This window comes from Microvirga thermotolerans (genome assembly GCF_009363855.1).
GTDB classification, from domain to species: Bacteria; Pseudomonadota; Alphaproteobacteria; order Rhizobiales; family Beijerinckiaceae; genus Microvirga; species Microvirga thermotolerans.
The window spans coordinates 347,753-371,542 of the sequence record NZ_CP045423.1; the positions used below are offsets into that span (position 1 = coordinate 347,753).

The window sequence follows — 23,790 nt, forward strand, 5'->3', positions numbered from 1 at the left end:
TCAAGGCAAGCGTCCACGAGAAAAGGCGAACGAGAAAACCCATGGCCGACACGAAGCCCGACAAGCCCGGATTCCTGTCCCGTCTGTTCGGACGCAAGGCCGAGGCGCCCGCCCCGGCCGCGCCGGAGACGCCCCGGGCGGGCGGCGTCCCCGAGGCCATGCCGTCGCCCCCGGCGAATGCGGCCGACGATCTCGTGCCGGCGCCTTCCACCGTCACGCAGGCCTCCCCGGACACCCCTCCCGAGGGCAAGGCCGCGCCCGAGGTCGCCGGAGCCGACCTTCAGCCCGTGGAGGGCCGCGAACCCGAAGGGGGAGGCCCCAGGGAGCCGGTCCCGCGCCCGGCCCCGGAGACCGCCCCCACCCCCGAGACCGCCCCGGCGCCGGAAGCCGCCGCGGCCCCGGCCGCCCCCAAGCTCAGCTGGTGGCAGCGCCTGACGGAGGGCATGCGCCGCACCTCCTCGTCCCTGTCGGAGAGCGTCACCGGCCTGTTCACCAAGCGCAAGCTCGACGCCGACACCCTGGAGGAGCTGGAGGACGCCCTCGTCCAGGCGGATCTCGGCGTCGAGACGGCGCTCCGCATCACCGAGGCCATCTCGGCGGGCCGCTACGACAAGGAAATCTCGCCGCAGGAGGTGAAGGCGATCCTGGCGGGAGAGGTGGAGAAGACCCTGGCGCCCGTGGCGAGGCCCCTCGTCATCGACCGGGAGAGGAAGCCCTTCGTGATCCTCATGGTCGGGGTCAACGGCGCGGGCAAGACCACCACCATCGGCAAGCTCAGCCAGAAGTTCCGGCAGCAGGGGCTCAAGGTCATGCTCGCGGCGGGCGACACCTTCCGCGCCGCCGCCATCGAGCAGCTGAAGGTCTGGGGCGAGCGCGTCGGCGCGCCCGTCGTGGCGCGCCAGCAGGGCGCGGACGCGGCGGGCCTCGCCTACGACGCGCTCGAGGAGGCGCGGGCCAGCGGCACCGACGTCCTGCTCATCGACACGGCGGGCCGCCTCCAGAACAAGGCCGGCCTCATGGCCGAGCTCGAGAAGATCGTGCGGGTGATCCGCAAGTTCGACGCGAGCGCCCCGCACGCGACCCTGCTCGTCCTCGACGCCACCGTCGGCCAGAACGCCGTGAGCCAGGTGGAGCTGTTCCGCAAGGCCGCCGACGTCACGGGCCTCGTGATGACCAAGCTCGACGGCACCGCCCGCGGCGGCATCCTGGTGGCGCTCGCCGCCAGGTTCGGCCTGCCGGTGCATTTCATCGGCGTCGGCGAGGGCGTGGAGGACCTGGAACCCTTCGCGGCGCGGGACTTCGCCCGCGCCATCGCCGGATTGGACGAAGCCGCATGACCGGGACCCTCTTCGAGACCAAGGCCGACGCCAGGCGCCTGCCGCCGCTCCTCAAGCTGGCGCTCGAGCTCGGGCCGCTCGTCCTGTTCTTCCTCGCCAACGCCTATGCCGACCGCTTCGGCTTTGCGGAGAGCCAGCGCATCTACGCGGCCACCGGCCTGTTCGTCGCCGCGACGGTGGTGGCGCTCGCCATCGGCTACGCGCTGATCCGCAAGCTGCCGGTCATGCCGGTGGTCTCCGGCGTCGTGGTGGTGGTCTTCGGCGGGCTCACGCTGTTCCTCCAGAACGACATGTTCATCAAGCTCAAGCCGACCATCGTGAACGCCATGTTCGGGCTGGTGCTCCTCGGCGGGCTCTACTTCCGCAAGCCGCTCCTGGAGATCGTGCTCGACAGCATGTTCGAGCTGACGGAGGAGGGCTGGCGCAAGCTCACCTTCCGCTGGGCCCTGTTCTTCTTCGCCCTCGCCATTCTCAACGAGGTCGTCTGGCGCACGCAGACGACGGACTTCTGGGTCGGTTTCAAGGTCTTCGGCATCATGCCCCTCACCGTCCTCTTCGCCCTCGCGCAGACGCCGCTGCTGCTGCGCCACGATGCGAGCCGGAGGACGGAGGAGGGCGCCGAGGAGGCCTGAGCTCCTCGCCTCCAGGCCTTCGCAGAGACGGATCAGGGCGCCGGCTTCATCAGCCGGATCGGGCGCGTCACGCCCGGGAGCGGCAGGTTCTCGACGGGGATCCAGCGGTCGGCCTCGCCCGCGGCGGCGACGCACGGCGCGGAGACGAGGAACGGGCAATCGGCCGCCTTGGTCGCCTGCTCGATGCGGGCGGCGGTGTTCACGGTCTCGCCGAGCACGGTGAACTCGAGCCGGTCCTCGTCGCCGACGACGCCGCAGAACACCTCGCCCGTATGGATGCCGACCCCGATCCGCACCGGCGGGTCGAAGCCGCGCTTGGCGTTCCAGCGGTCGATGAGCGCGAAGAGGGTGCGCCCGCAGGCGAGCGCGCGGGCGGCGTCGTCCGCCGACGCCGCCGGTACCCCGAACAGGATCAGTGCCCCGTCGCCCGTGAACTTGTCGATGACGCCGCCGTGCCGGGCGGCGGCGCGCATGACGCGGCGGCGGAAGGAGGAGATGAACACCGCGAGCCGCGCCGGGTCCATCGTCTCGCCGTAGGCCGAGGAGTCGCGCATGTCGACGAAGAGGAGCGTGACGGGAATGCGCCGGCCCGCCCTCAAGGAAGCGAAGGCCCGCTCGGAGAGGATCGGCGCCAGCTCCCGCGGCAGGTAGCGGGTGAGGTTGAGCCTCAGGGTCGTCTCCCGCACCGCCCGCTCCAGCAGGGCGCGGCCCTGGCCGGCCACGAGGACGAGGATCAGGCCCGCCGACAGGAGCATGGCGACGCGGGCCATGTTGGCCTCCCAGCCGACCTGGCCCGCGAACTCGGAAAGCCCCCGCGTCCGCTCCTCGAAGGACAGGGAGGCGCCCGAGAGGACGAGGAAGCCCAGCCCCGAGACGTAGAGCGCCGCCACGTAGGCCTGGAGGCGCGGGCTGTAGTGGATCGCGCTCGCCGCCATAGTGACCGGGATCACCCAGACGCCGGGAAAGACCGAGAAGAAGCTCCCGGGAATGCCGAGGACCCAGTGGCTGTAGCCGATGTTCATGAACACCAGCAGGGCGTCCAGGGTCGCGGTGACGGCGGGCAGCCACGCCACCGCGATGCGGCGCGAGGCGAGCCAGGCGCTGGCGAAGCCGACGGCGCCGAGGAGGGTCAGGGTCATCTCCGCGGCGCGGACCTGGTGAACGACGATCCGGCTGCTCGCCGGAACGTTCTGGGTCGCGACGAGCACCGTCGCGAGCAGCAGACCGGCCACGACCACCCGCGCGAATCCCGCCCGGCGCAGGGCGGCGGCGTCGGCCTCCCGCATCAGCCGGTCGGTGGCGTCGCTCAGGGAGCGCCGCGTCCCCAGCCGGCGAAGCGAGCTCCATGCGGACGAGACGCGGCTTTTCATGGGCAGGGACGTCCGTTCGGGTTAGATCGGGTCGGGCCCGCCGGAACGGTCCGGCGGAACCGGCCATGTCGGCCGATTCTGGCACAAGGATGCCAGGCTTGCGACGGAAGAAGGGAGTTTGCCATGACCGAGCGGTCCGGCACCATCGAGATCCATGTGGATGCCGATGCCTGCCCCGTCAAGGACGAGGTCTACCGGGTCGCCGAGCGGCACCGGGTGAAGGTGTTCGTGGTCGCCAACGGCTTCCTCATGGTGCCGAGAAGCCCGCTGATCGAGCGCGTGAGCGTGGGTTCGGGCTTCGATGCGGCGGACGACTGGATCGCGGAGCGGGCGAGGCCGGGGACGATCGTCGTCACCGCCGACATCCCCCTCGCCCACCGCTGCGTCAAGGCCGGCGCGGACGTGATCGGCCCCACGGGCAAGCCCTTCACGGAGGCCTCCGTCGGCATGGCGCTCGCGACCCGCAACCTGATGGAGGACCTGCGCGCCATGGGCGCCGTCTCGGGCGGGCCGAAGCCCTTCTCGGCGAAGGACCGTTCCGCCTTCCTGTCGGCGCTGGACGTGGCGGTCAACCGCCTCAAGCGCGCGGGATTTGGCGGAGCTTCTCCTTGAACTCCGCCAGATTCTCCGGCGTCAGCGGCCCGATATGCTTGTGGCGGACGATGCCGTCGGGACCGACGATGAAGGTCTCCGGCACGCCGTAGACGCCCCAGTCGATGGAGGCGCGGCCGTTGGGATCGACGCCGACCGCCGCGAACGGGTTGCCCAGGGTGCCGAGGAAGCGGCGGGCATTGTCCGGCTTGTCCTTCTGGTTGATGCCCACGACCCGGATGCCCGGGTCCTTGGCGAGCTCCACGAGGAGCGGGTGCTCCTGCCGGCAGGGGGCGCACCAGGAGGCCCAGACGTTCACCACCGTCACCCGGCCCTTGAGGTCCTCGGTGGAGAGGCCGGGCACCGGCCTGCCGTCCGCCGTCAGCCCTTCGAGGGGGGCGAGGCGGAAGGCCGGGGCGGGCCTGCCGACGAGGGCGGAGGGAATCTGCGAGGGATCCCGTCCGGACATGAGGCTCGGAACGAACATTCCGCCCACCACGCCCGCGAAGACGACCAGCGGCAGGATGAAGATCAGCCGCGAGCGCGGCGCGTTCGTCTCAGCCACGGCGCGACCTCCGGCCCGCCCCGCGGGCCTCGAGCGCGGCGAGCGCCCGCCGCTGGAGGCGGTGATCGAGAACGGCGCGCAGGATCAGCCCCGCCACCACGAGGGCGGTGATTCCGTAGGCTGCGGCGATGAAGGCGGCGTGTGACGACATGGGCGGCACCGGGTCAGGCGGCCTGCGCATCGAGACGCTCGGCCTCGAGGATGGTGAGGGTGCGCACCCGGCGGCGCAGGATCTCGGTGCGCATCCCGGACAGGTGCAGCGTCACCCCGAGCAGGGTGAAGCCCGCAGCCATCACCAGGAGGGGGATCAGCATGGAGGCGTGGATGGTCGGGCCGCCGAGGCGGAACACGGAGGCCGGCTGGTGCAGGGTGTTCCACCAGTCGACCGAGAACTTCACGATCGGCACGTTGACCGCCCCCACGAGGGTGAGGATCGACACCGCCCGGGCGGCCCGGCCGGGATCCTCGATGGCGCGCCACAGGGCCATGATGCCGAGATAGATCAGGAGCATCACCAGCATCGAGGTGAGCCGCGCGTCCCACTGCCAGTAGGTGCCCCACATGGGCTTGCCCCACAGCGAGCCGGTGACGAGGCAGATGAAGGTGAAGGCGGCGCCGATGGGCGCGGCGGCCTTCTGCGACACGTCCGCCAGGGGATGCCGCCAGACCAGGGTGCCCAGGGCCGAGGCGGCCATGGTCACGTAGAAGAACAGGGACAGCCAGGCGGCCGGCACGTGCAGGTACATGATCCGCACCGTCTCGCCCTGCTGGTAGTCGGCGGGCGCCGTGAACCAGGTCATGTAGAGCCCGGCCGCCAGCACCAGGGCCGCCGCCCCGGCGAGCCAGGGCAGCAGGCGGCCGCTGAAGGCCATGAAGCGGGACGGGTTGGCGAGGTCGCGGATCATGTGCACGATGTAGCGGCCTTCGCAAACGCCTGCAACGAGAGGATTGCCGCAAGCCGGCGAGGAAAACCGTCCTTCGCGGTCACGATCGCGTTGCCGGGGCGGCTCCGCTCCGCCTCCCCCGAAGAAGGCGAAAGCTGCCGTCGGGCTTGCACGCCCCGAAGGCCGCCGAGGCGGGAAAACCCATAGCCGCAGGCATCAGGGCTGAAGCGTTGCGGTTTTCGCTGCGCTTTGTTCTGAAGCGTCAGGGTTCATGGATTGGGATTCCGGGTCCGCCCTTCGATGCGTCCCGGAATCGCGGTGCGGCCGGGTCCGCAATCTCTTGAGAAACTCTTGGCCCGATTTCCCGGGGATGCCACCTTTCCTTGACTTTGCCGCGTTTCACCCTTACGTGCTGACCGCAAATCTGGAGAGCGAGCCCCTTTGAGCCGCCGACCAGCCCGAGAGGCTGGAGGTCAACGCCCGACAGCGCGATGCGCCCTCGGGCGCGTTTCTCTTTGGGCTTCCTCCATGTCGCCGGGCCGCATCCTGCGGCTCCGGCGGGAGAGGACGGAACGGATGTCGAGCGACGACCTGCGCATCGAGGATGCGGTCAACGAGACCTGCCCCTGGTCGGGAAAGCCCATCGCGGCGGATTCCCTGACCCTTTATCGCGGCGCGGTCGTCGGCTTCTGCAATCCCGGCTGCCGCGACAAGTTCGCAGCGGCCATCGACCACTTTGAAAAGGCCCTCGCGAAGCGCGATGTACCCCTCATCGCCAAAGGGATCGATTGACCATGTTCGAAGGCCTTTCCGACAAGCTCTCCCATATCCTCAACGCCCTCACGCGCCGCGGCGCGCTGACGGAGGAGGATGTGAACGCGGCCCTGCGCGAGGTGCGCCGCGCCCTGCTCGAGGCCGACGTCGCCCTCGAGGTGGTCCGCTCCTTCACGGACAAGGTGCGCGCCCGCGCGGTCGGGGCGGAGGTCATCAAGTCGGTCTCCCCCGGCCAGCAGGTGGTCAAGATCGTCCATGACCAGCTCGTGGAGATGCTGGGCGCCGAGGCCGAGGTCATCGACCTCAACGCCGCGCCCCCGGTCGGCATCCTCATGGTCGGCCTCCAGGGCTCGGGCAAGACGACCACCACCGCCAAGATCGCCAAGCGCCTGACGGACCGCGACAGGCGCAAGGTGCTGCTCGCCTCCCTCGACACCCGCCGCCCGGCGGCCATGGAGCAGCTCGCCGTGCTCGGCCGGCAGGTGGGCGTCGACACCCTGCCCATCGTCGCCGGTCAGTCCGCGGTGCAGATCGCCCGGCGCGCCATGGAGGCGGCCCGGCTCGGCGGCTACGACGTGGTCATGCTCGACACCGCCGGCCGCGTCACGGTGGACGAGGGCCTGATGATGGAGGCCGCCGAGGTCAAGGCGGCCACGAACCCGCACGAGGTCCTCCTCGTCGCCGACGCGCTGACCGGCCAGGACGCGGTGAACACCGCCCGCGCCTTCGACGAGCGCCTCGGCGTCACCGGCATCGTCCTCACCCGCATGGACGGCGACGCCCGCGGCGGCGCGGCCCTCTCCATGCGCGCCGTCACCGGCAAGCCGATCAAGCTCGTCGGCACGGGCGAGAAGGTGGACGCCCTGGAGGAGTTCCACCCCTCCCGCGTCGCCAACCGCATCCTCGGCATGGGCGACATCGTCTCCCTCGTCGAGAAGGCGGCCCAGAACATCGACCAGGAGAAGGCGATGGCCCTCGCGCAGAAGATGCGCAAGGGCAAGTTCGACCTGGAGGACCTGCGCGACCAGCTCGCCCAGATGGAGAAGATCGGCGGGCTCACCGGCATGCTCGGCATGCTGCCCGGCGTCGCCAAGATGAAGTCCCAGCTCGAGAGCGCCAACCTCGACGACAGGGTGATCAAGCGCCAGCGCGCCATCATCGACTCGATGACCCCCGCCGAGCGGCGCAACCCCGACATCCTCAAGGCCTCCCGCAAGAAGCGCATCGCGGCGGGCTCGGGCACCAAGGTCGAGGACGTCAACAAGCTCCTCAAGATGCACCGCCAGATGGCCGACGTCATGAAGATGATGGGCGGCGGCAAGGCGAAGGGCATGGCGGGCGCGCTCGGCAAGATGTTCGGCCTCGGCGGCGGCATGGGCGGAATGCCCCAGCCGACGCCGGAGCAGATCGAGGCGCTGCAGAAGCAGATGGGCGGCAAGCTGCCCGAGTTCCCCGGCACCGGCGGCGGCCTGTCGCCCATGCCGAAGGGCGTGCCCGGGCTCCCCGGCCTCGGCGGGCCGAAGATCCCGGGCTTGCCGGGCCTCGGCGGCTTCCCGTTCGGGAAGAAGAAGTGAGGTTTTGAAATTCGCCGTCATTCCCGCGAAAGGCGGGAATGACGGGAGAGGTTGATCGAAGGACACTGACAGGAGAAGAAACCATGTCCCTCAAGATCCGTCTGACCCGCGGTGGCGCGAAGAAGCGCCCCTACTACCGCATCGTCGTCGCCGACTCGCGCTCCCCGCGCGACGGCCGCTTCATCGAGAAGGTCGGCACCTACGACCCGATGAAGCCGAAGGACGACGCCACCCGCGTGGTGCTCGAGACCGAGAAGATCCAGGCCTGGCTCGCCAAGGGCGCCCAGCCGACCGACCGCGTCCTGCGCTTCCTCGACGCCGCCGGCCTCATGAAGCGCCCGGCCCGCAACAACCCGCAGAAGGCCGTTCCCGGCAAGAAGGCCCAGGAGCGCGCCGAGGCCAAGGCCGCTGCGGCCGCCGCCGGCGAAGGCGAGGCTGCTTAACTCTCATGACGAAGCGCGAGCGTTCCCGACAACGCTCCGCCTCTTCCCTCCCCCAGGATCCGTCAAGGGATACGCAAACCGGGACCACCCGGCTTGCGTCGGGGAGGGGCAGGGGTGGGGGTGCGAGCGTCGAGCCGACAGAGCGTGGCGCCGACACCCCCGCCTCCGACGCCTCCCCGCACGGGGGAGGAGGGCAAGCCGCGCCCCGACGTGACGATCTCGTCCTCGTGGGCGAGTTCGGCCGCGCGCACGGCCTCAGAGGGGAAGTGCGGCTGAAATCCTTCACCGGCGACCCGCAGGCGATCGCCGGCTACAGGCCGCTGATCGGAACGGACGGCAGGACCTACGCCCTCGGGGCCGTCCGCCCCGCTCCCGGCGCCGCGCCCGACATGCTCATCGCGACCGTCGAGGGCATCGCCACCCGCGAGGCCGCCGAGGCGCTCAACCGCGTGCGGCTTTCCGTGGAGCGCGACAGGCTTCCGCCGCCCGAGGAGGAGGACGAGTTCCTGCTCGCGGATCTCATCGGCCTCGCCGTTGTGGACGAGACGGGCGCGCTCGTCGGCACCGTCGTCGACGTTCCCAACTACGGCGGCGGCGACCTTCTCGACATCCGTTCCGCCGCGACCGGCGCGACCGCCCTGCTGCCCTTCGTCAAGGCCTTCGTGCCGACGGTGGACATCGCGGGCCGGCGCGTGGTCGTCGCCCTGCCGGACGACTTCTTCGCGCCCGCGCGGCCCGAACCCGGGGACGCAGCGTGACCTTTTCCGCGACGGTCCTCACCCTTTACCCCGAGATGTTCCCGGGCCCCCTCGGCGTCTCGCTCTCGGGCGACGCGCTGGCGCGCGGCGTCTGGTCGCTCGAGGCGAAGAGCATCCGCGACCACGGCCTCGGCCGCCACCGCACGGTCGACGACACGCCGGCCGGCGGCGGCGTCGGCATGGTGCTGCGCTGCGACGTCCTCGCCGCCGCCCTCGATGCGGCGGCGCCCCCGTCCGATCCGCGCCCGAGGCTGCTCATGAGCCCGCGCGGCAGGCCGCTGCGGCAGGAGCGGGTGCGGGCGCTTTCGGCAGGACCCGGCGTGGTGCTCGTCTGCGGCCGGTTCGAGGGCGTGGACGAGCGGGTCATCGAGGGCCGGGGCCTCGAGGAGGTCTCCATCGGCGACTACGTGCTCTCCGGCGGCGAGATCGCCGCCATGGTGCTCCTCGACGCCTGCGTGCGGCTCCTGCCCGGCGTGATGGGCAAGGAGGCCTCGGGCCACGACGAGAGCTTCGAGGGCAACCTCCTCGAATATCCCCACTACACGCGGCCCCGCGAATGGGAGGGGCGGACGATCCCCGACGCGCTCCTCTCCGGCAACCATGCCGCCATCGAGAAATGGCGGCGCGAGCAGGCCGAGCGGATCACGCGGGAGCGTCGGCCGGACCTGCTGGAGCGGTAGGCGCCCGCATGTCCCGGTCGGCCGCCGATTCGAGCCTCGCCCCGAAGGTCCTCAGATACTTCATCCCCGTGTCGCACATCACCGTGACGACGGTCGCGTCCGGGCCGAGCGCCTCCGCGAGCCGCAGGGCGGCGATCACGTTGGCGCCGGTGGAGGAGCCGGCGAAGAGACCTTCCTCCTGCGCCAGGCGCAGGGCCATGGCGATGGCCTCCTCGGTGGAGACCCGCTCGATGCGGTTCGCGATGCCGTCGTGCCAGAGCGGCACGACGTAGCCCGCGCCGACCCCGTCGATCTTGTGAGCGCCCGAGGGACCTCCGGACAGGACCGCGGATTCGGCGGGCTCGACGGCGGCGATCGCGATCCGCCCGTCGCGGCGGCGCAGGCCCTCGGCGACGCCGCGGAGGGAGGCCGCGGTCCCCACGCTCTGCACGAAGCCGTCGATCCGGCCGCCGGTCTGGGCCCAGATCTCCTCCGCCATCCGGTGGTAGGCCGCCAGCTGGTCCCGGTTCCTCATCTGGTCGGTCCAGAAGGCGCCTTTCGCCTCGGCGATGACCCGTGCGGCCTCGATCATGTCCTTGGTCAGCTTCTCGGTCATGCGCCCGGCGTCGCTCGGAACGACGTGAAGCGTCGCGCCGAGGATCCGCATGTGGTCGAGCTTCTCGCGGGCGAAGGCGTCCGACGTCACCACGTCCAGGGAATAGCCCTTCGCCGCGCAGACGAAGGACAGGGACACCCCGGTGCTGCCGCCCGTGTATTCGACGACCGAGCCTCCGGGCGCGAGGCGCCCGTCCGCCTCCGCCGCCTCGATCATGGCGAGCGCCATCCGGTCCTTCATGCTGCCGGTCGGGTTCTCGCTCTCCATCTTCAGGAGGATCCGGGCGCCGTTCCGGGGCACGATGCGGCGCAGGGCGAGGAGGGACGTGCCGCCGATCCGGTCGAGAACGGTCCGCTGCGCGTCGCCGACGGGGTCGCTCATGGAGTCGCTCAGGGGATCGCTCAGGGGATTGCTCATGGGGCTCTTCCTTTCGATGGCGCCCAGGCATGCGCTGCCGCCCGGGCCGTTCCCCTCCCTTTGCCGCGGGACCGGCGCCCCGTCAGGTCCGGAATCCGGACTTTCCGCGCCCGCGGGGCCGTGCTAGCGCGGGGACATGACAGGTTACGGCCAGTTCTGCGCGGTGGCGCGTTCCCTTGAGGCGCTCGGGGGACGCTGGACCCTCCTCGTCGTGCGCGAGCTCCTCTGCGGCAGCCGGCGCTTCAACGACATCCGCCGCGGCGTCCCGCGCATCTCCCGCACGGTCCTGTCCGAGCGGCTGCAGACGCTGGTCCTCGCCGGAGCCGTCCTGCGCACGGAAGGGGAGCACGGCCCCGAATACGTCCTCACCGAGGCCGGTCGGGAGCTGGCCTCGCTGATCGCGGCCCTCGGCACATGGGGCCAGCGCTGGCTGCCGCGGCATGCGGAGCGCGAGGATCTCGACCTCGAGCCCCTGCTCGTCGACATGGCGAGGCGCGTCCGTTTCGAGGCCCTGCCCGCGGAGCCCCTGGTCGTCCGCTTCGAGATCGCCGGGCACAGGCCGGCCCGCTTCCTCCTGCTCAAGGCGGCGGAGGTGTCGCTGTGCACGCAGAATCCCGGGTTTCCGGAGCCCCTCTGCGTCCGCGGGCGCCTGCCCGCCCTCGTCGCCTGGTGGCGGGGCGATGCCGGCTTCGTCGAGGCGCAGCGCATGGGGCTTTCGGTCGAGGGGCCGAGGGCCCTCGCGCGACGCTTCCCCGACTGGTTCGAGCGCTATCTCTTCGCCGCGGTGCCGCCCGCAGGGCCGGTGCCGGGGGGCTGAGCCGCCCGCGAAAGGCGCACCCCGCCCCGCATCCGGACCGAAGCCGTCAGTCGCCCGCGGCGAGCGGGCGCAGCGGCCGGGTGAGGCCGAGCCTCCACTTGAGGTTCACCCCCGCGCTGCCCAGGAGGATGAGCGCGATCCCGGTCCATTGCGCGAGGGAGAGCTCGCGCCCGTAAGCGAGATAATCGACCAGGATCGCGACCGCCGGATAGACGAAGGACAGGACCGCCACCCGCGCCGTCGGCAGCTTCTGGATCGCGGAATAGAGCAGGATGTACATCAGGCAGGTATGCCCGAGCCCCAGGACGACGAGATAGCCCCATTGCCGGGGCTGCGCCGGCAGGGCCGAAAAGTCCGCGAAGGGGGCGAGCATCGCCGTGCCGAGCACGGCCTGGACGAGGGCGATCAGGTGCGGCGGGACCTCCTGCAGCCGCTTGGCGACGATGGAGGTCACCGCGTAGAGGGCCGCCGCGCCGAGCGCGAGGCCGAGCCCGGCGAGATAGCCGCCCGTCAGGGAGAAGCCGGACAGGTCGAGCCGCACCACCATGAGCAGCCCGGCGAAGGCGATGGCGATGAAGCCCCACGCGTCTCCCGTGGGACGCTCGCCGAACAGGACGATCCCGAGAAGGATCAGGAAGAAGGGCTGCATGTTGTAGACGGCGGTGGCGATGGAGATCGACGTCAGCCCGTAGGCGGAGAACAGCAGCACCCAGTTCAGCACGATGGCCACCCCGCCCACCAGGGCGAGGCCGAAGGTGCGGCGCGTGAACCGCCAGGGCACGAGAAGGCCGCGCCATCCGCAATAGGCGAGAAGGCCCAGCGCGCCGAAGAGGCAGCGGAAGAACACCACGTTCCAGATCGATTGGCCGGATTCGACCACGAAATAGCCGATGGTGCCCGACATCGCCATGGCCCCCGTCATCTCGATCCATCCGCCGCGTCGCGCCTGCCGTTCCATCGGAGCCTCCCTTCAATGGCTGCACTTTACGGAGCGAGAAGGGCGGCGTATCGTGGAATTGTTAGGCGAAACCCGAAAGGAGCCTCGAAATCCATGGCACAACTCGTTCGGAAGCTGCGAAACGAAGGCCATGCCCTTGACGGCATCGACCGGAGGCTGATCGAGGCTCTCGCCGCCAACGCCCGCCAGTCCCTGGCCGATCTCGGCCGCGCGGTCGGGCTGTCGGCGCCGAGCGTCGCCGAGCGGCTGCGCCGCCTGGAGGACTCCGGCCTGGTGAACGGCTACACCCTGGACCTCGACCCTCGTGCCCTGGGCTACGGGCTGACGGCCATCGTGCGCATCAAGCCCCTGCCGGGTCAGCTCCACATGGTCGAGAAGCTCCTGACGGAAAGCCCGGAGGTCGTCGAGTGCGACAAGGTCACGGGGGAGGATTGCTACATCGCCCGCTTCGTCCTGCGCAGCATCGACGAGCTCGATCCGGTCCTCGACAGGATCGCCCAGCGGGCGCAGACCAGCACCTCCATCGTCAAGAGCTCGCCGGTCCGGCGCAGGCTGCCGCCCCTGCCCGCCGACTGACGGCGGGTTCCGCCCCCGCGCCCGGACGCCCGCGGTCGGGGAGGGGACGGCGCAGGCCAAGGGGTCGCAGGCGAAGCCCTTGAACAAGGCATCGTTAGTATATAACGATGCCGGTACCTGATTGCTTTGCACCGGAGTTTTCCATGACCGATACCGTTATTTCCGCCGATCGCACGGTGAGCGGAGCCAACGCCTTCGAATTTGCGGCGGATCTCGACACCCTGACGGTGAACCCGGGGATCCACGTCTCGGCCACCGGCGCCGCGGGGAACGGGATCCATTCCACGAAAGTCGGGAATATCGTGACGGTCGCCGAGCGGGCCGAGGTCACGAGCCAGAGCGAGGCCGGCATCCTGCTCTCGGGCGTCACGGCCACCGGGATCGGCGCGCACAGCCTTTACGTGCGGGCGAACGCCCTGGTTGCCGGCGCGTCCGTGGGCGCGCAGCTTTCCGGCAGTTACGTCACGCTCGACAATTCGGGCGAGATCAGGGGACGGCTGGGGGCCCTGGTTGGGAGCATGAACGGCCATGACAACGTGGTCCTTCAGAAGGGAACCATCGTCGGGACCTTCGGGGACGGACTTTTCGTTTCCGGAGGCGGGCTGATCGACAACACGGGGGTGATCCGGGGCGCGGGTTCGGGGCTGACCGTGGGCGGCAATGCCCGCATCGTCACGGTCAACAACTCCGGGCAGATCGTCGGCACGACCGGTGTCGGGATCGACATCTCGGCCACAGGCGCGGCCACAATCAACAACAGCGGCCGGATCGAGGGCGGCATCAGCTTCAACGGACCCGGGGTCAGCCTCTATGACGGCCGGACCGGCGTGGTGACGGGCGAGGTCTATCTCGGCGACGGCGACGACCGGGCCTATGGCGGCGCCGGGACGGAGATCTTCAAGGGCGCCGGCGGCAACGACACCATCGACGGCGGCGGCGGCAACGACATCGCCCGCTTCAACGACTCGCGCGCGAACTACACGATTGCCACGAACGCGGACGGAAGCGTCACGATCGCCCACAATCTCCCGAATTCGGACGGTGCGGATCTCTTGAAGAACGTGCGCTTTGCGCAGTTCGCCGACCAGACGGTGACGCTCCGCAACAGCGCGCCGGCGAACCTCGCGCTCTCCGCCACCGCCGTCGCCGAGGACCTCCCGGCGGCGTCCATCGTCGCCAGCCTCTCCGCCCGCGACGCGGACGGCGACGCGATCACCTACAGCCTCGTCGCCGACCCGTCCGGCCGCTTCCGCCTCGACGGCAACCATCTCGTGCTCACCGGCGCCCTCGACTACGAGAGCCAGCGCCAGCACACCGTCACCGTCAAGGCGAAGGACGCCTATGGCGGCGAGAGCGTGCAGAGCTTCACCCTCGAGGTGATCGACACGGTCGAGACGACCCCTCAGAGCCTCACCGGCACCGCCGCGGCCGATGCGCTGACCGGCGAGGCGGGCGGCGACACCCTGCTTGGCCTTGCCGGCAACGACACCTTGCGCGGCCTTGCGGGAAACGACCGGCTTTCCGGCGGCCTGGGCCGGGACGTGCTCGCCGGCGGGGCGGGCAGGGACGTGTTCGTGTTCGACACCAAACCGGGCAAGACCAACCTCGACCGGATCACCGACTTCAACGTGGCCGAAGACACGATCCATCTGGCGAGGAAGGTCTTCAAGGGCATCGCCAAGAAGGGCGTGCTGGCGAAGGGCGCGTTCCATGCGGGCGCGAAGGCGCACGATGCGGACGACCGGGTGGTCTACGACAAGAAGACCGGCGCGCTCTTCTACGATGCCGACGGCACCGGCAGCGCGGCGGCGGTGCAGATCGCGACGCTGCAGAAGAACCTCAAGATGACCGAAAAGGACTTCTACCTCGTCTGAGTGCCGCGACACGCGGCATTCCCGTCGGCGCCTGCGGAGCCTTCCCTTCCGGAGACCTGCCGCCCGTGATACTCTGGGCGGCAGGCCACGGCCTGCGCGGGCCTTCGCCCGCTCGACAACAGGCCGGGATTCCTGTATAGGGCCCGCCTCAACTGAAAACAGGACGCCGAAATCCCACGGGCTCGGAGCTTTTCCGGGACCCCGTAACGGCAGGAGTTAGATCCATGAACCTCATCCAGCAGCTCGAGCAGGAGCAGATCGCCAAGCTCGGCAAGACCATTCCGGACTTCCAGCCCGGCGACACGGTCATCGTCAACGTCAAGGTGAAGGAAGGCGACCGCACCCGCGTGCAGGCCTACGAGGGCGTCTGCATCGCCCGCTCCGGCGGCGGCCTCAACGAGAACTTCACCGTCCGCAAGATTTCCTACGGCGAGGGCGTCGAGCGCGTCTTCCCGGTCTACTCGCCGATGATCGACTCCATCAAGGTCGTGCGCCGCGGCGCCGTCCGCCGCGCGAAGCTCTACTACCTGCGCGACCGCCGCGGGAAGTCGGCCCGCATCGCCGAGCGCTCCGAGCGCCAGGACAAGGGCGAGGCCGCTCCGGCCGCCGCCGAGTAAGGCGACCGCAGGACTTCCTCCAGAAGCGCGGCTCCACGGCCGCGCTTTTTTGTTGCCGGGCTCCCGTCTTCCGCCGCGCGCCAAAAATTTTGTTGCGCCGTGCGGCCTGCCCGCTATGCATTGATTTCAAGCCCATGCGCTCCCGGGACGCCTTTTCGTCCCGCCGGAGACCGGCTAAACACCCGATCATAATCCATCGACGTACCCTGGACCCGAGAACCATGGCCGAGCCCCGCACCCTCTACGACAAGATCTTCGACGACCATGTCGTCGACCGGCAGGACGACGGGACGTGCCTTCTCTACATCGACCGCCACCTCGTCCACGAGGTGACGAGCCCGCAGGCCTTCGAGGGCCTGCGCATGGCGGGCCGCAAGGTGCGCCAGCCCGGCAAGACCCTGGCGGTGGTGGACCACAACGTGCCGACGACCGACCGCTCCAAGGGCATCGACGATCCCGAATCCGCCATGCAGGTCGAGACCCTGGCCCAGAACGCGCGGGAGTTCGGCGTCGAGTACTACGACGAGCGCGACAGCCGCCAGGGCATCGTGCACGTGGTGGGCCCGGAGCAGGGCTTCACCCTGCCCGGCATGACCATCGTCTGCGGCGACAGCCACACCTCGACCCACGGCGCCTTCGGCGCGCTCGCCCACGGCATCGGCACCTCGGAGGTCGAGCACGTCCTCGCCACCCAGACGCTGATCCAGAAGAAGGCCAAGAACATGCGCGTGACCGTGGACGGGCAGCTGCCCCCCGGCGTCACGGCGAAGGACATCATCCTCGCCATCATCGGCGAGATCGGCACCGCCGGCGGCACCGGCCACGTGATCGAGTACGCGGGCGAGGCCATCCGCTCCCTCTCCATGGAGGGCCGGATGACCGTGTGCAACATGTCCATCGAGGGCGGCGCCCGCGCCGGCATGGTCGCACCCGACGAGAAGACCTACGCCTACCTGAAGGACCGTCCCAAGGCGCCGAAGGGCGAGGCCTGGGACGCGGCCCTGCGCTACTGGGACACCCTGCGCTCGGACGAGGGCGCGTTCTTCGACGCGGAGATCCACCTCGACGCGGCCAACCTGCCGCCCATCGTGACCTGGGGCACGAGCCCCGAGGACGTGGTCTCGATCACCGGCGCCGTGCCGAACCCGGACGAGATCCAGGACGAGAACAAGCGCCTCTCCAAGTGGCGGGCCCTCGAATACATGGGCCTCAAGCCGGGGCAGAAGATCACCGACATCGCCCTGGACCGGGTCTTCATCGGCTCCTGCACCAACGGCCGCATCGAGGACCTGCGGGCGGTGGCGAAGATCGTCGAGGGCAGGAAGGTGCACGAGGCGGTCAACGCCATGATCGTGCCCGGCTCGGGCATCGTGAAGATGCAGGCGGAGGCGGAAGGGCTCGACCGGATCTTCAAGGCCGCCGGCTTCGAATGGCGCGAGCCCGGCTGCTCCATGTGCCTCGCCATGAACGCGGACCGCCTCGCCCCGCACGAGCGCTGCGCCTCCACCTCGAACCGCAACTTCGAGGGCCGCCAGGGCTTCAAGGGCCGCACCCACCTCGTCTCCCCCGCCATGGCGGCGGCGGCGGCGATCGCGGGGCGGTTCGTGGACATCCGCACCTGGGCCTGACCGCCTTCGCACGGACGGAAAAAAGGCGGCGCCCGTAGGGACGCCGCCTTTTTGCTGCGACGATGCCGGAACGGTCAGTCCACGTAGACCCGCCGGCCGCCCACGACCTCGCGGCACACCTCCGCCGGACGGCGGACGACCACGCCGCTCGGGCGGACATGCTCGCGGATCACCGTGCGGCAGACGGTGCGCGACCGGACCGGGCGCTCCACCACGCGCCGCTCGATGACGCGCTCGCGATAGGCGGGACGGTAGTCCTCGCGCTCGACGCTCACGCCGCCGGGGCCGATGCGCAGGTTCATGTCCTGGGCCGAGGCGACGCCCGGGCCGAGGACGGCCAGCCCGGCCGCAGCCAGGATTCCGAGAAAGTAACGCATGAGAACCTCATCTCTGCTAAACGGTATTCGGGACGGTCAACGTCAGGCTCACCGACGCGTTCCCTTGCGCAACTGCGCGCGGGCCCGTCGGGAGCGGCTTCAGGAGGGTGTCATGGCAGACAGGAAGGACGATCCCCGCGAGATCCTCGACCGGGTCGCCCGCGATTCGGAAACCCTCGGCTCCTCCTCCCTCGGCCGCGCGACCCGTCGCATGGCCGACCATTTCGGCGCCCGCGACGCCGTCGGTGCGGCGGAGGGCGGCGGCACCGACCCCATCGAGCTGTGGGGGCGCCGCATCGGCCGCGCCTTGTCCCTCGTCGGCGTGATCGTCCTCGCCTATTGGCTCGCCGTGCAGCTGCGCCTCCTGTGAACGCCTCGATGACGAACCCCCTCGCTTCCCTCCAGGCGCCGAGCATCGCCGATCTCGAGATCCTCGCGCAGGAGGCCTTCGCGCGCCTGCCGCGGGAGTTCCGCCGGCTCTGCGACGGGGTGGTGATCCGGGTCGAGGACTTTCCCGACGACGAGACCCTGCAGGAGATGGGCTGCGAGAGCCCCTTCGACCTGCTCGGCCTGTTCCGCGGCGTCGGGCTCGCGCAGGCGGGCGCCGTCATGGAGACGGGCCAGTTCCCCAACATGGTCTGGCTCTACCGCCGCCCGATCCTCGACTACTGGGCCGAGCACGAGGAGAGCCTGGGCGATCTCGTCACCCACGTGCTGGTGCACGAGATCGGGCACCATTTCGGCCTCTCGGACGAAGACATGGAGGCCATCGAGGCGGCCGCCGGATGAGCGGGTTGCCCTCCTGGAAACCGCGCATGGATGCCGACGACGTGTCTCTGGCGCAGGCTGCCGCCTGCCTGAACGGGATTGCCGCCTACCTCGCCCTCGACGACCTCGCCGGGAGCGATCCCGCCGCCATGCCCGTGGATTGCGTGATCCTCGCCGGAAACAGCGTGCTGGCGACGGCCGAGGGCGCCTTCCGGGCGGCGGGGGGCAGGGCCCGCCCGCTCCTCGTCCTTTCCGGCGGGATCGGCCATTCCACCGAGCTCCTGTGGCAGGCCGTCGCCGCGCACGACACCTATCGCGCGGTCCCCGCCCACGGGCGGCCGGAGGCTGCGATCCTCGCCGACATCGCCCGGACGTTCTGGGGCATCGACCCGTCCCGCATCCTCGTCGAGGACGCCTCCGCCCATTGCGGCGAGAACGCCGCCTTCTCGCGCCAGATCCTGGAGCGGTCGGGCCACGTGCCGCGTTCCGTCCTCCTGGTGCAGGATCCGACCATGCAGAGGCGCACGGACGCCACCTTCCGCCATGTCTGGCGGGACATGGCCGGCGTAGCGTTCCTCAACTGGCCGACCTTCGTGCCAAGGGTGATGCCGGCCGGGAACGTTCTCGTCTTCGCCGACCCCGGCATCGCCGGGCTCTGGCCGATGGACCGGTTCGTCACCCTCGTCATGGGCGAAATCCCCCGGCTGCGGAACGACGCCGGGGGCTACGGCCCGAACGGGCGGGGCTTCATCGCGCCCGTCGAGATTCCCGCCCGGATCGAGGCCGCCTATGCGGCCCTGAAGGAGGGCTTCGGGCGCGATTTCGGCGCCCGCGCCGTCCCGCAGGGCCGCCCTGCTCCGGAGCGGGGTGTCGGCGCCGTCAGGCGGTGATCTCGACCCGGACGTCGCCGGTCCGGCGCAGGACGTGGGGCGCCACCTCGCCGCCCGCGCGGCGCACCGCGAGGTCGAGGCGGCCTTCCTCCACCGCGAGGTTGCGCAGCACGATCTCGTCGAGGAAGTCCGGCAGCACCGGGCGGTCCAGCCGGATCGTCCGCGTGGCCGGGTCGAAGTCGAGCCCGAGGCAGGCCTGGATCAGGCTCAACGGAGAGGCCGCCGCCCAGGCCTGCGGCGCGCACGCCACGGGATAGAAGGTCGGCCCCTCGCCGCGCCGGCGCGGGAAGCCGCAGAACAGTTCTGGCAGACGCCGCAGGTCGATGTAGATGGAGGCGCGGAACAGGCCGTCGAAGATGCGCGCCGCCTCCCGCTTGAAGCCGTAGCGGGCGAGGCCCAGGGCGATGAGGGCGTTGTCGTGCGGCCAGACCGAGCCGTTGTGGTAGGACATCGGGTTGTAGCGCGCCTCCGTCGCCGCGACGGTCCTCACGCCCCACCCCGAGAACGACGTGCGGTCCATCAGGGTCTCGGCGAGCCGCGCCGCGCGCTCCGGCAGCGCGATGCCGGTGAACAGGGCGTGGCCCGCATTCGAGGAGCGCACCCGGCACAGGCGCTTCCCGCCGTCGAGGGCGAGGCCGTAGGTGCCAAGGTCCTCGCACCAGAAGGCGCGGTCGAACCGCTCCTTGAGGCTCTCCGCCTCGCTCTCGAGGGCCCGCGCGCGGTCCGGAAGGCCGAGCCGGGCGGCGACGGCGGCGGCGGCGCGCTTTGCGGCATAAACATAGGCCTGCACCTCGCACAGGGCGATCGGCCCGCGGGCCATCGCCCCGTCGGCGTGGAAGATGGAATCGTGGCTGTCCTTCCAGCCCTGGTTGAGGAGGCCCTCCTCCGTCCGCCGCCCGTACTCGACGAAGCCGTCGCCGTCCCGGTCGCCATAGGCGTCGATCCAGCGCAGGGCGGCCTCCATGTGCGGCCAGAGCCCGTGCAGGGTCGCCACGTCCCCCGTGCGTTCCAGGTAGGCGCCGGCCAGGAGGACGAAGAGGGGGGTCGCGTCGACGCTGCCGTAGTAGCGCCGGAACGGCACCTCGCCGAGCTCCGCCATCTCGCCGTAGCGCACCTCGTGGAGGATCTTGCCCGGCTCCGCGTCGGCCGCCCGGTTCTCCTCCTTCGCCTGGTTGGCCGCCAGGAACCGCAGGACGCCGCGGGCGAGGCTCGGGTCGGCCCAGAGCGCCATGTAGGCGGTGATCAGGGCGTCGCGCCCGAAGGCGGCGCTGAACCAGGGGGTTCCCGCATAGGGGTAGGGGCCCTGCGGCGTGTCCGTCACCAGCATGTACAGGTCGGCGACGCAGCGCCTCACGGCCTCGTTGAAGATGTCGTTCGAGGTCTCGACGGCCGCGGCCTTGGAGGACGAGCGGCGCAGCGCCCGGCGCGCCTCGACCATGGAGGACAGGAAGCGGTCGCGCAGGGGGCGCGGGGCCGCCTGCGTCTCCGCGCCCTCCGGCGGCAGACCGTCGTCGCAGCGGACCTCCATGAAGATCACGGAGCGGCCGCCCGGCGCGACGTCGATGTCGAAGAGGGCGCCTCCCGCCTCGAGCCGGGCGGGAGCGGGGTCGAACCGCAGGATCGTGCTCCGCCTGCGCCCGTCGAGGCCCGTGTAGGAGAGGACCACCGTGTCCGTCCCGACCTCGGCGGGGTGGAAGGAACCCCTCTGCCGGCGCCGCGTCCCGCGCACCTCGAAGAGGTCGGCGAAATCGGCCTCGAAGCGCAGCGCGACGGAAAGGCGCCGGGGCCGGTCGTCGAAGTTGCGCACCAGCAGTCGCTCGAAGCAGGTCCCGTTCCAGAGGAACTTCGAGCGCCTGACATGGACGAGGTCGTGCTCGAGCACGAGCCGTCCCGTCCCGTCGTGGAGGTCGGGGTTGGTCAGGTCGCAGGTGAGCATGCTGTTGTCGTCCCGCGGGGAGGACGACAGCAGGATCGGGCGCGCGCCGTCGACCAGGAGGTCGAGATGCGAGAGATAGCGCGTGTCGCGATGGAACAGTCCGTCCGGGCTGCCCTCGCCCGAGAGAAGGTCGCCGCTGCGGTCGAACACGGCGAAGGTGTCGCCGTGCTTGAGGACGCGCGGACGCCGCTCCTGCAGGGAGGACTGGGAGGCGACGGCGAACTGCCCGATGACGGGTCCCGTCGCCGGTTCCGGCGCTTCGACGCGAAGGTCCATGGCATCGTCTCTCCGTGTGAGAACCGACATGCGCTTCGGACTCAGACCACCGCCTGGAGGGGCGTCGTCCTGCCGCTGGCCCGTCGCAGATGGGCCGCATCGAGGCGCACGCCGGGCAGGCTCCGGTAGAGATCGAGATAGTCTTTCGTCATCCGCTCCACCGTGAAGCGCCGCTCGAAGCAGCGCCGCACCTCCGTCCGGTCCAGGGCGTGGAGCGTCTCGACCGCCGCCACGGCCTCCTCGACGGAATCGACGATGAAGCCGGACACGCCCTGCTCGATCACCTCCGGCACCGATCCGCGGCGGAAGGCGATCACCGGGGTGCCGCAGGCCATCGCCTCGATCATCACGAGACCGAAGGGTTCGGGCCAGTCCACGGGGAAGAGCAGCGCGTCCGCGTTGCCGAGGAAGTCGCCCTTCTCGTGCTCGCCGATCTCGCCGACGAACTCGACGTTCGGATGCGCGTCCACCATCGGCTTGATGACCTCGTCCCAGTAGGCCTGGTCGGCCTTGTCGACCTTGGCCGCCATGCGCAGCGGCATCCCGCTCTCGGCGGCGATCCGGATCGCGCGGTCGGGGCGCTTCTCGGGGGAGATCCGCCCGAGGAAGGCGAGATAGCCGCCGCTCGTGGTCGGGTGGAAGGGAAGCAGGTCGCTCGGCAGGCCGTGGTGGACGGTTCCGATCCAGTTCGCATCCGGCAGCGGCGTCCGCTGGTCCTGGGAGATGGAGACGAGGGGGATGTCGGGGAACATCCGGTAGAACGGCGCGAGGTCGACGAGGTCCAGGCGGCCGTGGGTCGTGGTGAGGGTCCGGTCCGCGAATTCGCGGACGAGGGGGAAGTGCAGCAGGTCGATGTGGAAGTGGATGACGTCGAACTCGCGGGCCCGCTGCCTGACGAGCTCCAGCATCATGACGTGGTAGGGCAGCGGGTCCTTGACGGCGGGGTTGAGGCGCAGCGCCAGATCGCAGCACGGCACGAGCTCGGCCTGGGTGATCGAGTCGCCCGATGCGAAGAGCGTGACGTCGTGGCCCTGCCGGACCAGCTCCTCGGTGAGATAGGAGACGATCCGTTCCGTCCCCCCGTAGAGCTTGGGCGGAACGCGTTCGTAGAGGGGAGCCACCTGGGCAATCTTCATCGGCAAGACCTCCTCGGAGAGCGAAGTTTCGACGAATGAGATTCACGCGGCAGCGAAGGGTCGGCCCGCGTGGCACGAGGCCTTATCGAGATAGGCGCTCCGCCCGCCCCTGCAAGGGGCGGGCGGAGCGGAGGCCTCGCGGCCGGTCCGCCGGAAGCCCTTGACAAGGGCGGCGGCGCAACCCAACTCATTGTTTGCCAAGGCTTTTGTGGAGCTTGGCATCACGGGCGCCGGCAGGTGTCCGGCGCTCTGATAGTTACGTTGCTCGAAGGAGGATGTAGCTATGAGAACGACTTTCGATCTCTCTCCCCTCTATCGCTCGACCATCGGCTTCGACCGCCTGTTCGACATGCTCGACCAGGTGTCCCGCGTCGAGCCGATGACCAATTGGCCGCCCTACAACATCGAGAAGACGGGCGAGGACGAATACCGCATCAGCATGGCCGTCGCCGGCTTCACGCGGGACGAGATCGAGCTCGTCCAGCAGGAGAGCACGCTGACCGTGACCGGCCAGAAGCGTGCCGAGCCGGAAGGCGTGCAGGTGCTGCATCGCGGCATCGCGACCCGCGCCTTCAAGCAGTCCTTCAGCCTGGCCGACCACGTGAAGGTCACGGGGGCCGATCTCGACAACGGGCTGCTCACGATCGCGCTGAAGCGCGAGGTGCCGGAGGAGCTCAAGCCGCGCCGGATCGAAATCGCCACCGGCTCCGCGGCGAAGGCCCTCGCCCAGGACAACCAGCCCCCGCAGATCGGGCACGGCTCGCAGGCGAAGGAGGCCGCGTAAGGACGCGGCGTTCCGCCTGCGCGGCGGCGCCGGGACCCTCCCGGCGCCGGATCCCCGCGCTCGCCCGCGAGGGCCGCCCCATGCGCAGCCGAACAGGAAGGATGACGATGAACACATCGCATGTCGCACCGGACATCGCCCCGGCTTCGGGGCCTGGAACCGTTCCGCCGGCCGTCTCCGGGCCGTCCTTCGTGGAGGCGCTGGTCGATCCGGCGAACGTCTTCGGCCGTCCGGAGGCGGTGGCCGCGCATCCGTGGTTCAGCGACGAGGAGAAGCGGACGATCCTGCTCTCCTGGGCGCGGGACGCGCTCGCCATCGAGCAGGTCGCCGCCGGCCGGCTGCCGGCCGATCTGCGTCCCCGCTCGTGCACGGACGCGGTGATCGAAGCCCTTGCGCGCTTCGATCCGTCGGCGGCCCGGGAATATGTCGGCGCCGTTCGCGCCATCCGCGGAGACAGGACCGGCAGGCGCGGCCGCCGCTCCGCCTCGCCGGAACGGGGCGGGATTAACCGCCTTTCCGCGTGATCGGGGAGA

At 70.3% G+C, this 23,790-nt stretch carries 27 protein-coding genes; 18 read left to right on the forward strand and 9 right to left on the reverse strand.

Annotation, left to right across the window (positions count from 1 at the left end; genetic code table 11):
* Window positions 1–41 precede the first annotated feature (41 nt).
* Entirely contained in the window at window positions 42–1,337 is a 1,296-nt protein-coding gene (ftsY, locus tag GDR74_RS01615) for a signal recognition particle-docking protein FtsY (RefSeq protein WP_152584667.1), read from the forward strand.
* Complete coding sequence (locus GDR74_RS01620) at window positions 1,334–1,969, forward strand: septation protein A (RefSeq protein WP_152584668.1); 636 nt, start codon at window positions 1,334–1,336, stop codon at window positions 1,967–1,969. Before ftsY ends, GDR74_RS01620 begins: the two co-directional genes overlap by 4 nt.
* Window positions 1,970–2,001: 32 nt before the next feature.
* On the opposite strand, the gene GDR74_RS01625 is transcribed toward GDR74_RS01620, so the two are convergent.
* Complete coding sequence (locus GDR74_RS01625) at window positions 2,002–3,339, reverse strand: adenylate/guanylate cyclase domain-containing protein (protein WP_152584669.1); 1,338 nt, start codon at window positions 3,337–3,339, stop codon at window positions 2,002–2,004.
* Window positions 3,340–3,462: 123 nt separating this feature from the next.
* Here GDR74_RS01625 and GDR74_RS01630 point away from each other — a divergent pair, with 123 nt between their 5' ends.
* A complete protein-coding gene (locus GDR74_RS01630; protein ID WP_152584670.1) occupies window positions 3,463–3,951 on the forward strand; it encodes a YaiI/YqxD family protein in 489 nt (162 codons plus the stop codon).
* Here GDR74_RS01630 and GDR74_RS01635 read toward each other — a convergent pair.
* Genes GDR74_RS01635 through GDR74_RS01645 form a run of 3 tightly spaced genes read right to left on the reverse strand, consistent with a single transcriptional unit; the run spans window position 3,917 to window position 5,400 of the window.
* Window positions 3,917–4,495, reverse strand: a complete 579-nt coding sequence (locus tag GDR74_RS01635; RefSeq protein WP_152584671.1) for a DsbE family thiol:disulfide interchange protein — start codon at window positions 4,493–4,495, stop codon at window positions 3,917–3,919. The genes GDR74_RS01630 and GDR74_RS01635 overlap by 35 nt on opposite strands.
* Window positions 4,488–4,646, reverse strand: a complete 159-nt coding sequence (ccmD, locus tag GDR74_RS01640) for a heme exporter protein CcmD (protein ID WP_152584672.1) — start codon at window positions 4,644–4,646, stop codon at window positions 4,488–4,490. The genes GDR74_RS01635 and ccmD overlap by 8 nt, the downstream gene beginning before the upstream one ends.
* Window positions 4,647–4,659: 13 nt before the next feature.
* Window positions 4,660–5,400: a heme ABC transporter permease gene (locus GDR74_RS01645; protein ID WP_152587619.1), complete on the reverse strand. Its 741-nt coding sequence runs from the start codon at window positions 5,398–5,400 to the stop codon at window positions 4,660–4,662.
* Between the two features lie 555 nt (window positions 5,401–5,955).
* On the opposite strand from GDR74_RS01645, the gene GDR74_RS01650 reads away from it, so the two are divergent.
* The 5 genes from GDR74_RS01650 (at window position 5,956) to trmD (ending at window position 9,608) form a co-directional block, all read left to right on the forward strand.
* Window positions 5,956–6,171, forward strand: a complete 216-nt coding sequence (locus tag GDR74_RS01650; protein ID WP_152584673.1) for an eL24 family ribosomal protein — start codon at window positions 5,956–5,958, stop codon at window positions 6,169–6,171.
* Window positions 6,172–6,173: 2 nt separating this feature from the next.
* A complete protein-coding gene (gene ffh, locus GDR74_RS01655) occupies window positions 6,174–7,727 on the forward strand; it encodes a signal recognition particle protein (protein WP_152584674.1) in 1,554 nt (517 codons plus the stop codon).
* A gap of 83 nt (window positions 7,728–7,810) precedes the next feature.
* The gene (rpsP, locus tag GDR74_RS01660) at window positions 7,811–8,170 is read left to right on the forward strand and encodes a 30S ribosomal protein S16 (protein ID WP_152584675.1); all 360 of its coding nucleotides are present in this window, start codon (window positions 7,811–7,813) and stop codon (window positions 8,168–8,170) included.
* Window positions 8,171–8,397: 227 nt separating this feature from the next.
* Window positions 8,398–8,928: a ribosome maturation factor RimM gene (gene rimM / locus GDR74_RS01665; RefSeq protein WP_343039617.1), complete on the forward strand. Its 531-nt coding sequence runs from the start codon at window positions 8,398–8,400 to the stop codon at window positions 8,926–8,928.
* A gap of 35 nt (window positions 8,929–8,963) precedes the next feature.
* Window positions 8,964–9,608, forward strand: a complete 645-nt coding sequence (gene trmD / locus GDR74_RS01670) for a tRNA (guanosine(37)-N1)-methyltransferase TrmD (RefSeq protein WP_246180219.1) — start codon at window positions 8,964–8,966, stop codon at window positions 9,606–9,608.
* Here trmD and GDR74_RS01675 read toward each other — a convergent pair.
* Complete coding sequence (locus GDR74_RS01675; RefSeq protein WP_246179823.1) at window positions 9,571–10,620, reverse strand: PLP-dependent cysteine synthase family protein; 1,050 nt, start codon at window positions 10,618–10,620, stop codon at window positions 9,571–9,573. The two genes, trmD and GDR74_RS01675, sit on opposite strands and share 38 nt — an antisense overlap.
* Before the next feature lie 136 nt (window positions 10,621–10,756).
* Here GDR74_RS01675 and GDR74_RS01680 point away from each other — a divergent pair, with 136 nt between their 5' ends.
* Window positions 10,757–11,437: a winged helix-turn-helix transcriptional regulator gene (locus GDR74_RS01680; protein ID WP_152584678.1), complete on the forward strand. Its 681-nt coding sequence runs from the start codon at window positions 10,757–10,759 to the stop codon at window positions 11,435–11,437.
* Between the two features lie 46 nt (window positions 11,438–11,483).
* On the opposite strand, the gene GDR74_RS01685 is transcribed toward GDR74_RS01680, so the two are convergent.
* Window positions 11,484–12,395, reverse strand: a complete 912-nt coding sequence (locus GDR74_RS01685; RefSeq protein ID WP_152584679.1) for a DMT family transporter — start codon at window positions 12,393–12,395, stop codon at window positions 11,484–11,486.
* Window positions 12,396–12,509: 114 nt separating this feature from the next.
* Between GDR74_RS01685 and GDR74_RS01690 the strand changes: the two genes are divergently transcribed.
* The 4 genes from GDR74_RS01690 to leuC all read left to right on the forward strand — a co-directional run bounded on the left by GDR74_RS01690 (window position 12,510) and on the right by leuC (window position 17,090).
* Window positions 12,510–12,971 (forward strand): Lrp/AsnC family transcriptional regulator, encoded by a 462-nt coding sequence (locus GDR74_RS01690; protein ID WP_425486965.1) that lies wholly within the window; start codon window positions 12,510–12,512, stop codon window positions 12,969–12,971.
* Window positions 12,972–13,114: 143 nt separating this feature from the next.
* Window positions 13,115–14,845 carry a cadherin domain-containing protein gene (locus tag GDR74_RS01695; protein WP_194164599.1) on the forward strand — a complete coding sequence of 577 codons (1,731 nt, stop codon included), beginning with the start codon at window positions 13,115–13,117 and terminating at the stop codon, window positions 14,843–14,845.
* Between the two features lie 224 nt (window positions 14,846–15,069).
* On the forward strand, window positions 15,070–15,462 hold the full coding sequence (gene rplS, locus GDR74_RS01700; protein WP_152584682.1) for a 50S ribosomal protein L19: 393 nt from the start codon (window positions 15,070–15,072) through the stop codon (window positions 15,460–15,462).
* Window positions 15,463–15,683: 221 nt separating this feature from the next.
* The gene (gene leuC / locus GDR74_RS01705; RefSeq protein WP_152584683.1) at window positions 15,684–17,090 is read left to right on the forward strand and encodes a 3-isopropylmalate dehydratase large subunit; all 1,407 of its coding nucleotides are present in this window, start codon (window positions 15,684–15,686) and stop codon (window positions 17,088–17,090) included.
* 74 nt (window positions 17,091–17,164) lie between these two features.
* Here leuC and GDR74_RS01710 read toward each other — a convergent pair whose 3' ends face one another.
* The gene (locus GDR74_RS01710; protein ID WP_152584684.1) at window positions 17,165–17,467 is read right to left on the reverse strand and encodes a hypothetical protein; all 303 of its coding nucleotides are present in this window, start codon (window positions 17,465–17,467) and stop codon (window positions 17,165–17,167) included.
* Window positions 17,468–17,579: 112 nt separating this feature from the next.
* On the opposite strand from GDR74_RS01710, the gene GDR74_RS01715 reads away from it, so the two are divergent.
* From GDR74_RS01715 to GDR74_RS01725, 3 genes are read left to right on the forward strand one after another with little or no spacing between them, the layout of a single operon-like run.
* Window positions 17,580–17,837: a hypothetical protein gene (locus tag GDR74_RS01715; RefSeq protein ID WP_152584685.1), complete on the forward strand. Its 258-nt coding sequence runs from the start codon at window positions 17,580–17,582 to the stop codon at window positions 17,835–17,837.
* Window positions 17,838–17,845: 8 nt separating this feature from the next.
* The gene (locus GDR74_RS01720; protein ID WP_152584686.1) at window positions 17,846–18,256 is read left to right on the forward strand and encodes a metallopeptidase family protein; all 411 of its coding nucleotides are present in this window, start codon (window positions 17,846–17,848) and stop codon (window positions 18,254–18,256) included.
* A gap of 26 nt (window positions 18,257–18,282) precedes the next feature.
* On the forward strand, window positions 18,283–19,125 hold the full coding sequence (locus GDR74_RS01725) for a YdcF family protein (RefSeq protein ID WP_152584687.1): 843 nt from the start codon (window positions 18,283–18,285) through the stop codon (window positions 19,123–19,125).
* Here GDR74_RS01725 and GDR74_RS01730 read toward each other — a convergent pair.
* Together GDR74_RS01730 and GDR74_RS01735 are read right to left on the reverse strand one after the other, a co-directional pair.
* Window positions 19,115–21,337 (reverse strand): amylo-alpha-1,6-glucosidase, encoded by a 2,223-nt coding sequence (locus GDR74_RS01730; protein ID WP_152584688.1) that lies wholly within the window; start codon window positions 21,335–21,337, stop codon window positions 19,115–19,117. The genes GDR74_RS01725 and GDR74_RS01730 overlap by 11 nt on opposite strands.
* 41 nt (window positions 21,338–21,378) lie before the next feature.
* Entirely contained in the window at window positions 21,379–22,473 is a 1,095-nt protein-coding gene (locus tag GDR74_RS01735; protein WP_152584689.1) for a glycosyltransferase family 4 protein, read from the reverse strand.
* Window positions 22,474–22,756: 283 nt separating this feature from the next.
* Between GDR74_RS01735 and GDR74_RS01740 the strand changes: the two genes are divergently transcribed.
* A complete protein-coding gene (locus tag GDR74_RS01740) occupies window positions 22,757–23,257 on the forward strand; it encodes an Hsp20 family protein (protein WP_152584690.1) in 501 nt (166 codons plus the stop codon).
* A gap of 107 nt (window positions 23,258–23,364) precedes the next feature.
* Window positions 23,365–23,781, forward strand: a complete 417-nt coding sequence (locus tag GDR74_RS01745; protein WP_152584691.1) for a hypothetical protein — start codon at window positions 23,365–23,367, stop codon at window positions 23,779–23,781.
* The last annotated feature ends 9 nt before the right edge of the window (window positions 23,782–23,790 follow it).

Coding starts and splice junctions, on each gene's coding strand:
- ftsY (WP_152584667.1), top strand. CDS start 42: ATGGCCGACACGAAGCCCGACAAGCCCGGATTCCTGTCCCGTCTGTTC.
- GDR74_RS01620 (WP_152584668.1), top strand. CDS start 1,334: ATGACCGGGACCCTCTTCGAGACCAAGGCCGACGCCAGGCGCCTGCCG.
- GDR74_RS01625 (WP_152584669.1), bottom strand. CDS start 3,339: ATGAAAAGCCGCGTCTCGTCCGCATGGAGCTCGCTTCGCCGGCTGGGG.
- GDR74_RS01630 (WP_152584670.1), top strand. CDS start 3,463: ATGACCGAGCGGTCCGGCACCATCGAGATCCATGTGGATGCCGATGCC.
- ccmD (WP_152584672.1), bottom strand. CDS start 4,646: ATGTCGTCACACGCCGCCTTCATCGCCGCAGCCTACGGAATCACCGCC.
- GDR74_RS01645 (WP_152587619.1), bottom strand. CDS start 5,400: ATGATCCGCGACCTCGCCAACCCGTCCCGCTTCATGGCCTTCAGCGGC.
- GDR74_RS01650 (WP_152584673.1), top strand. CDS start 5,956: ATGTCGAGCGACGACCTGCGCATCGAGGATGCGGTCAACGAGACCTGC.
- ffh (WP_152584674.1), top strand. CDS start 6,174: ATGTTCGAAGGCCTTTCCGACAAGCTCTCCCATATCCTCAACGCCCTC.
- rpsP (WP_152584675.1), top strand. CDS start 7,811: ATGTCCCTCAAGATCCGTCTGACCCGCGGTGGCGCGAAGAAGCGCCCC.
- trmD (WP_246180219.1), top strand. CDS start 8,964: ATGTTCCCGGGCCCCCTCGGCGTCTCGCTCTCGGGCGACGCGCTGGCG.
- GDR74_RS01675 (WP_246179823.1), bottom strand. CDS start 10,620: ATGAGCAATCCCCTGAGCGATCCCCTGAGCGACTCCATGAGCGACCCC.
- GDR74_RS01680 (WP_152584678.1), top strand. CDS start 10,757: ATGACAGGTTACGGCCAGTTCTGCGCGGTGGCGCGTTCCCTTGAGGCG.
- GDR74_RS01685 (WP_152584679.1), bottom strand. CDS start 12,395: ATGGAACGGCAGGCGCGACGCGGCGGATGGATCGAGATGACGGGGGCC.
- GDR74_RS01695 (WP_194164599.1), top strand. CDS start 13,115: ATGACCGATACCGTTATTTCCGCCGATCGCACGGTGAGCGGAGCCAAC.
- rplS (WP_152584682.1), top strand. CDS start 15,070: ATGAACCTCATCCAGCAGCTCGAGCAGGAGCAGATCGCCAAGCTCGGC.
- leuC (WP_152584683.1), top strand. CDS start 15,684: ATGGCCGAGCCCCGCACCCTCTACGACAAGATCTTCGACGACCATGTC.
- GDR74_RS01710 (WP_152584684.1), bottom strand. CDS start 17,467: ATGCGTTACTTTCTCGGAATCCTGGCTGCGGCCGGGCTGGCCGTCCTC.
- GDR74_RS01715 (WP_152584685.1), top strand. CDS start 17,580: ATGGCAGACAGGAAGGACGATCCCCGCGAGATCCTCGACCGGGTCGCC.
- GDR74_RS01720 (WP_152584686.1), top strand. CDS start 17,846: ATGACGAACCCCCTCGCTTCCCTCCAGGCGCCGAGCATCGCCGATCTC.
- GDR74_RS01725 (WP_152584687.1), top strand. CDS start 18,283: ATGGATGCCGACGACGTGTCTCTGGCGCAGGCTGCCGCCTGCCTGAAC.
- GDR74_RS01730 (WP_152584688.1), bottom strand. CDS start 21,337: ATGGACCTTCGCGTCGAAGCGCCGGAACCGGCGACGGGACCCGTCATC.
- GDR74_RS01735 (WP_152584689.1), bottom strand. CDS start 22,473: ATGAAGATTGCCCAGGTGGCTCCCCTCTACGAACGCGTTCCGCCCAAG.
- GDR74_RS01740 (WP_152584690.1), top strand. CDS start 22,757: ATGAGAACGACTTTCGATCTCTCTCCCCTCTATCGCTCGACCATCGGC.
- GDR74_RS01745 (WP_152584691.1), top strand. CDS start 23,365: ATGAACACATCGCATGTCGCACCGGACATCGCCCCGGCTTCGGGGCCT.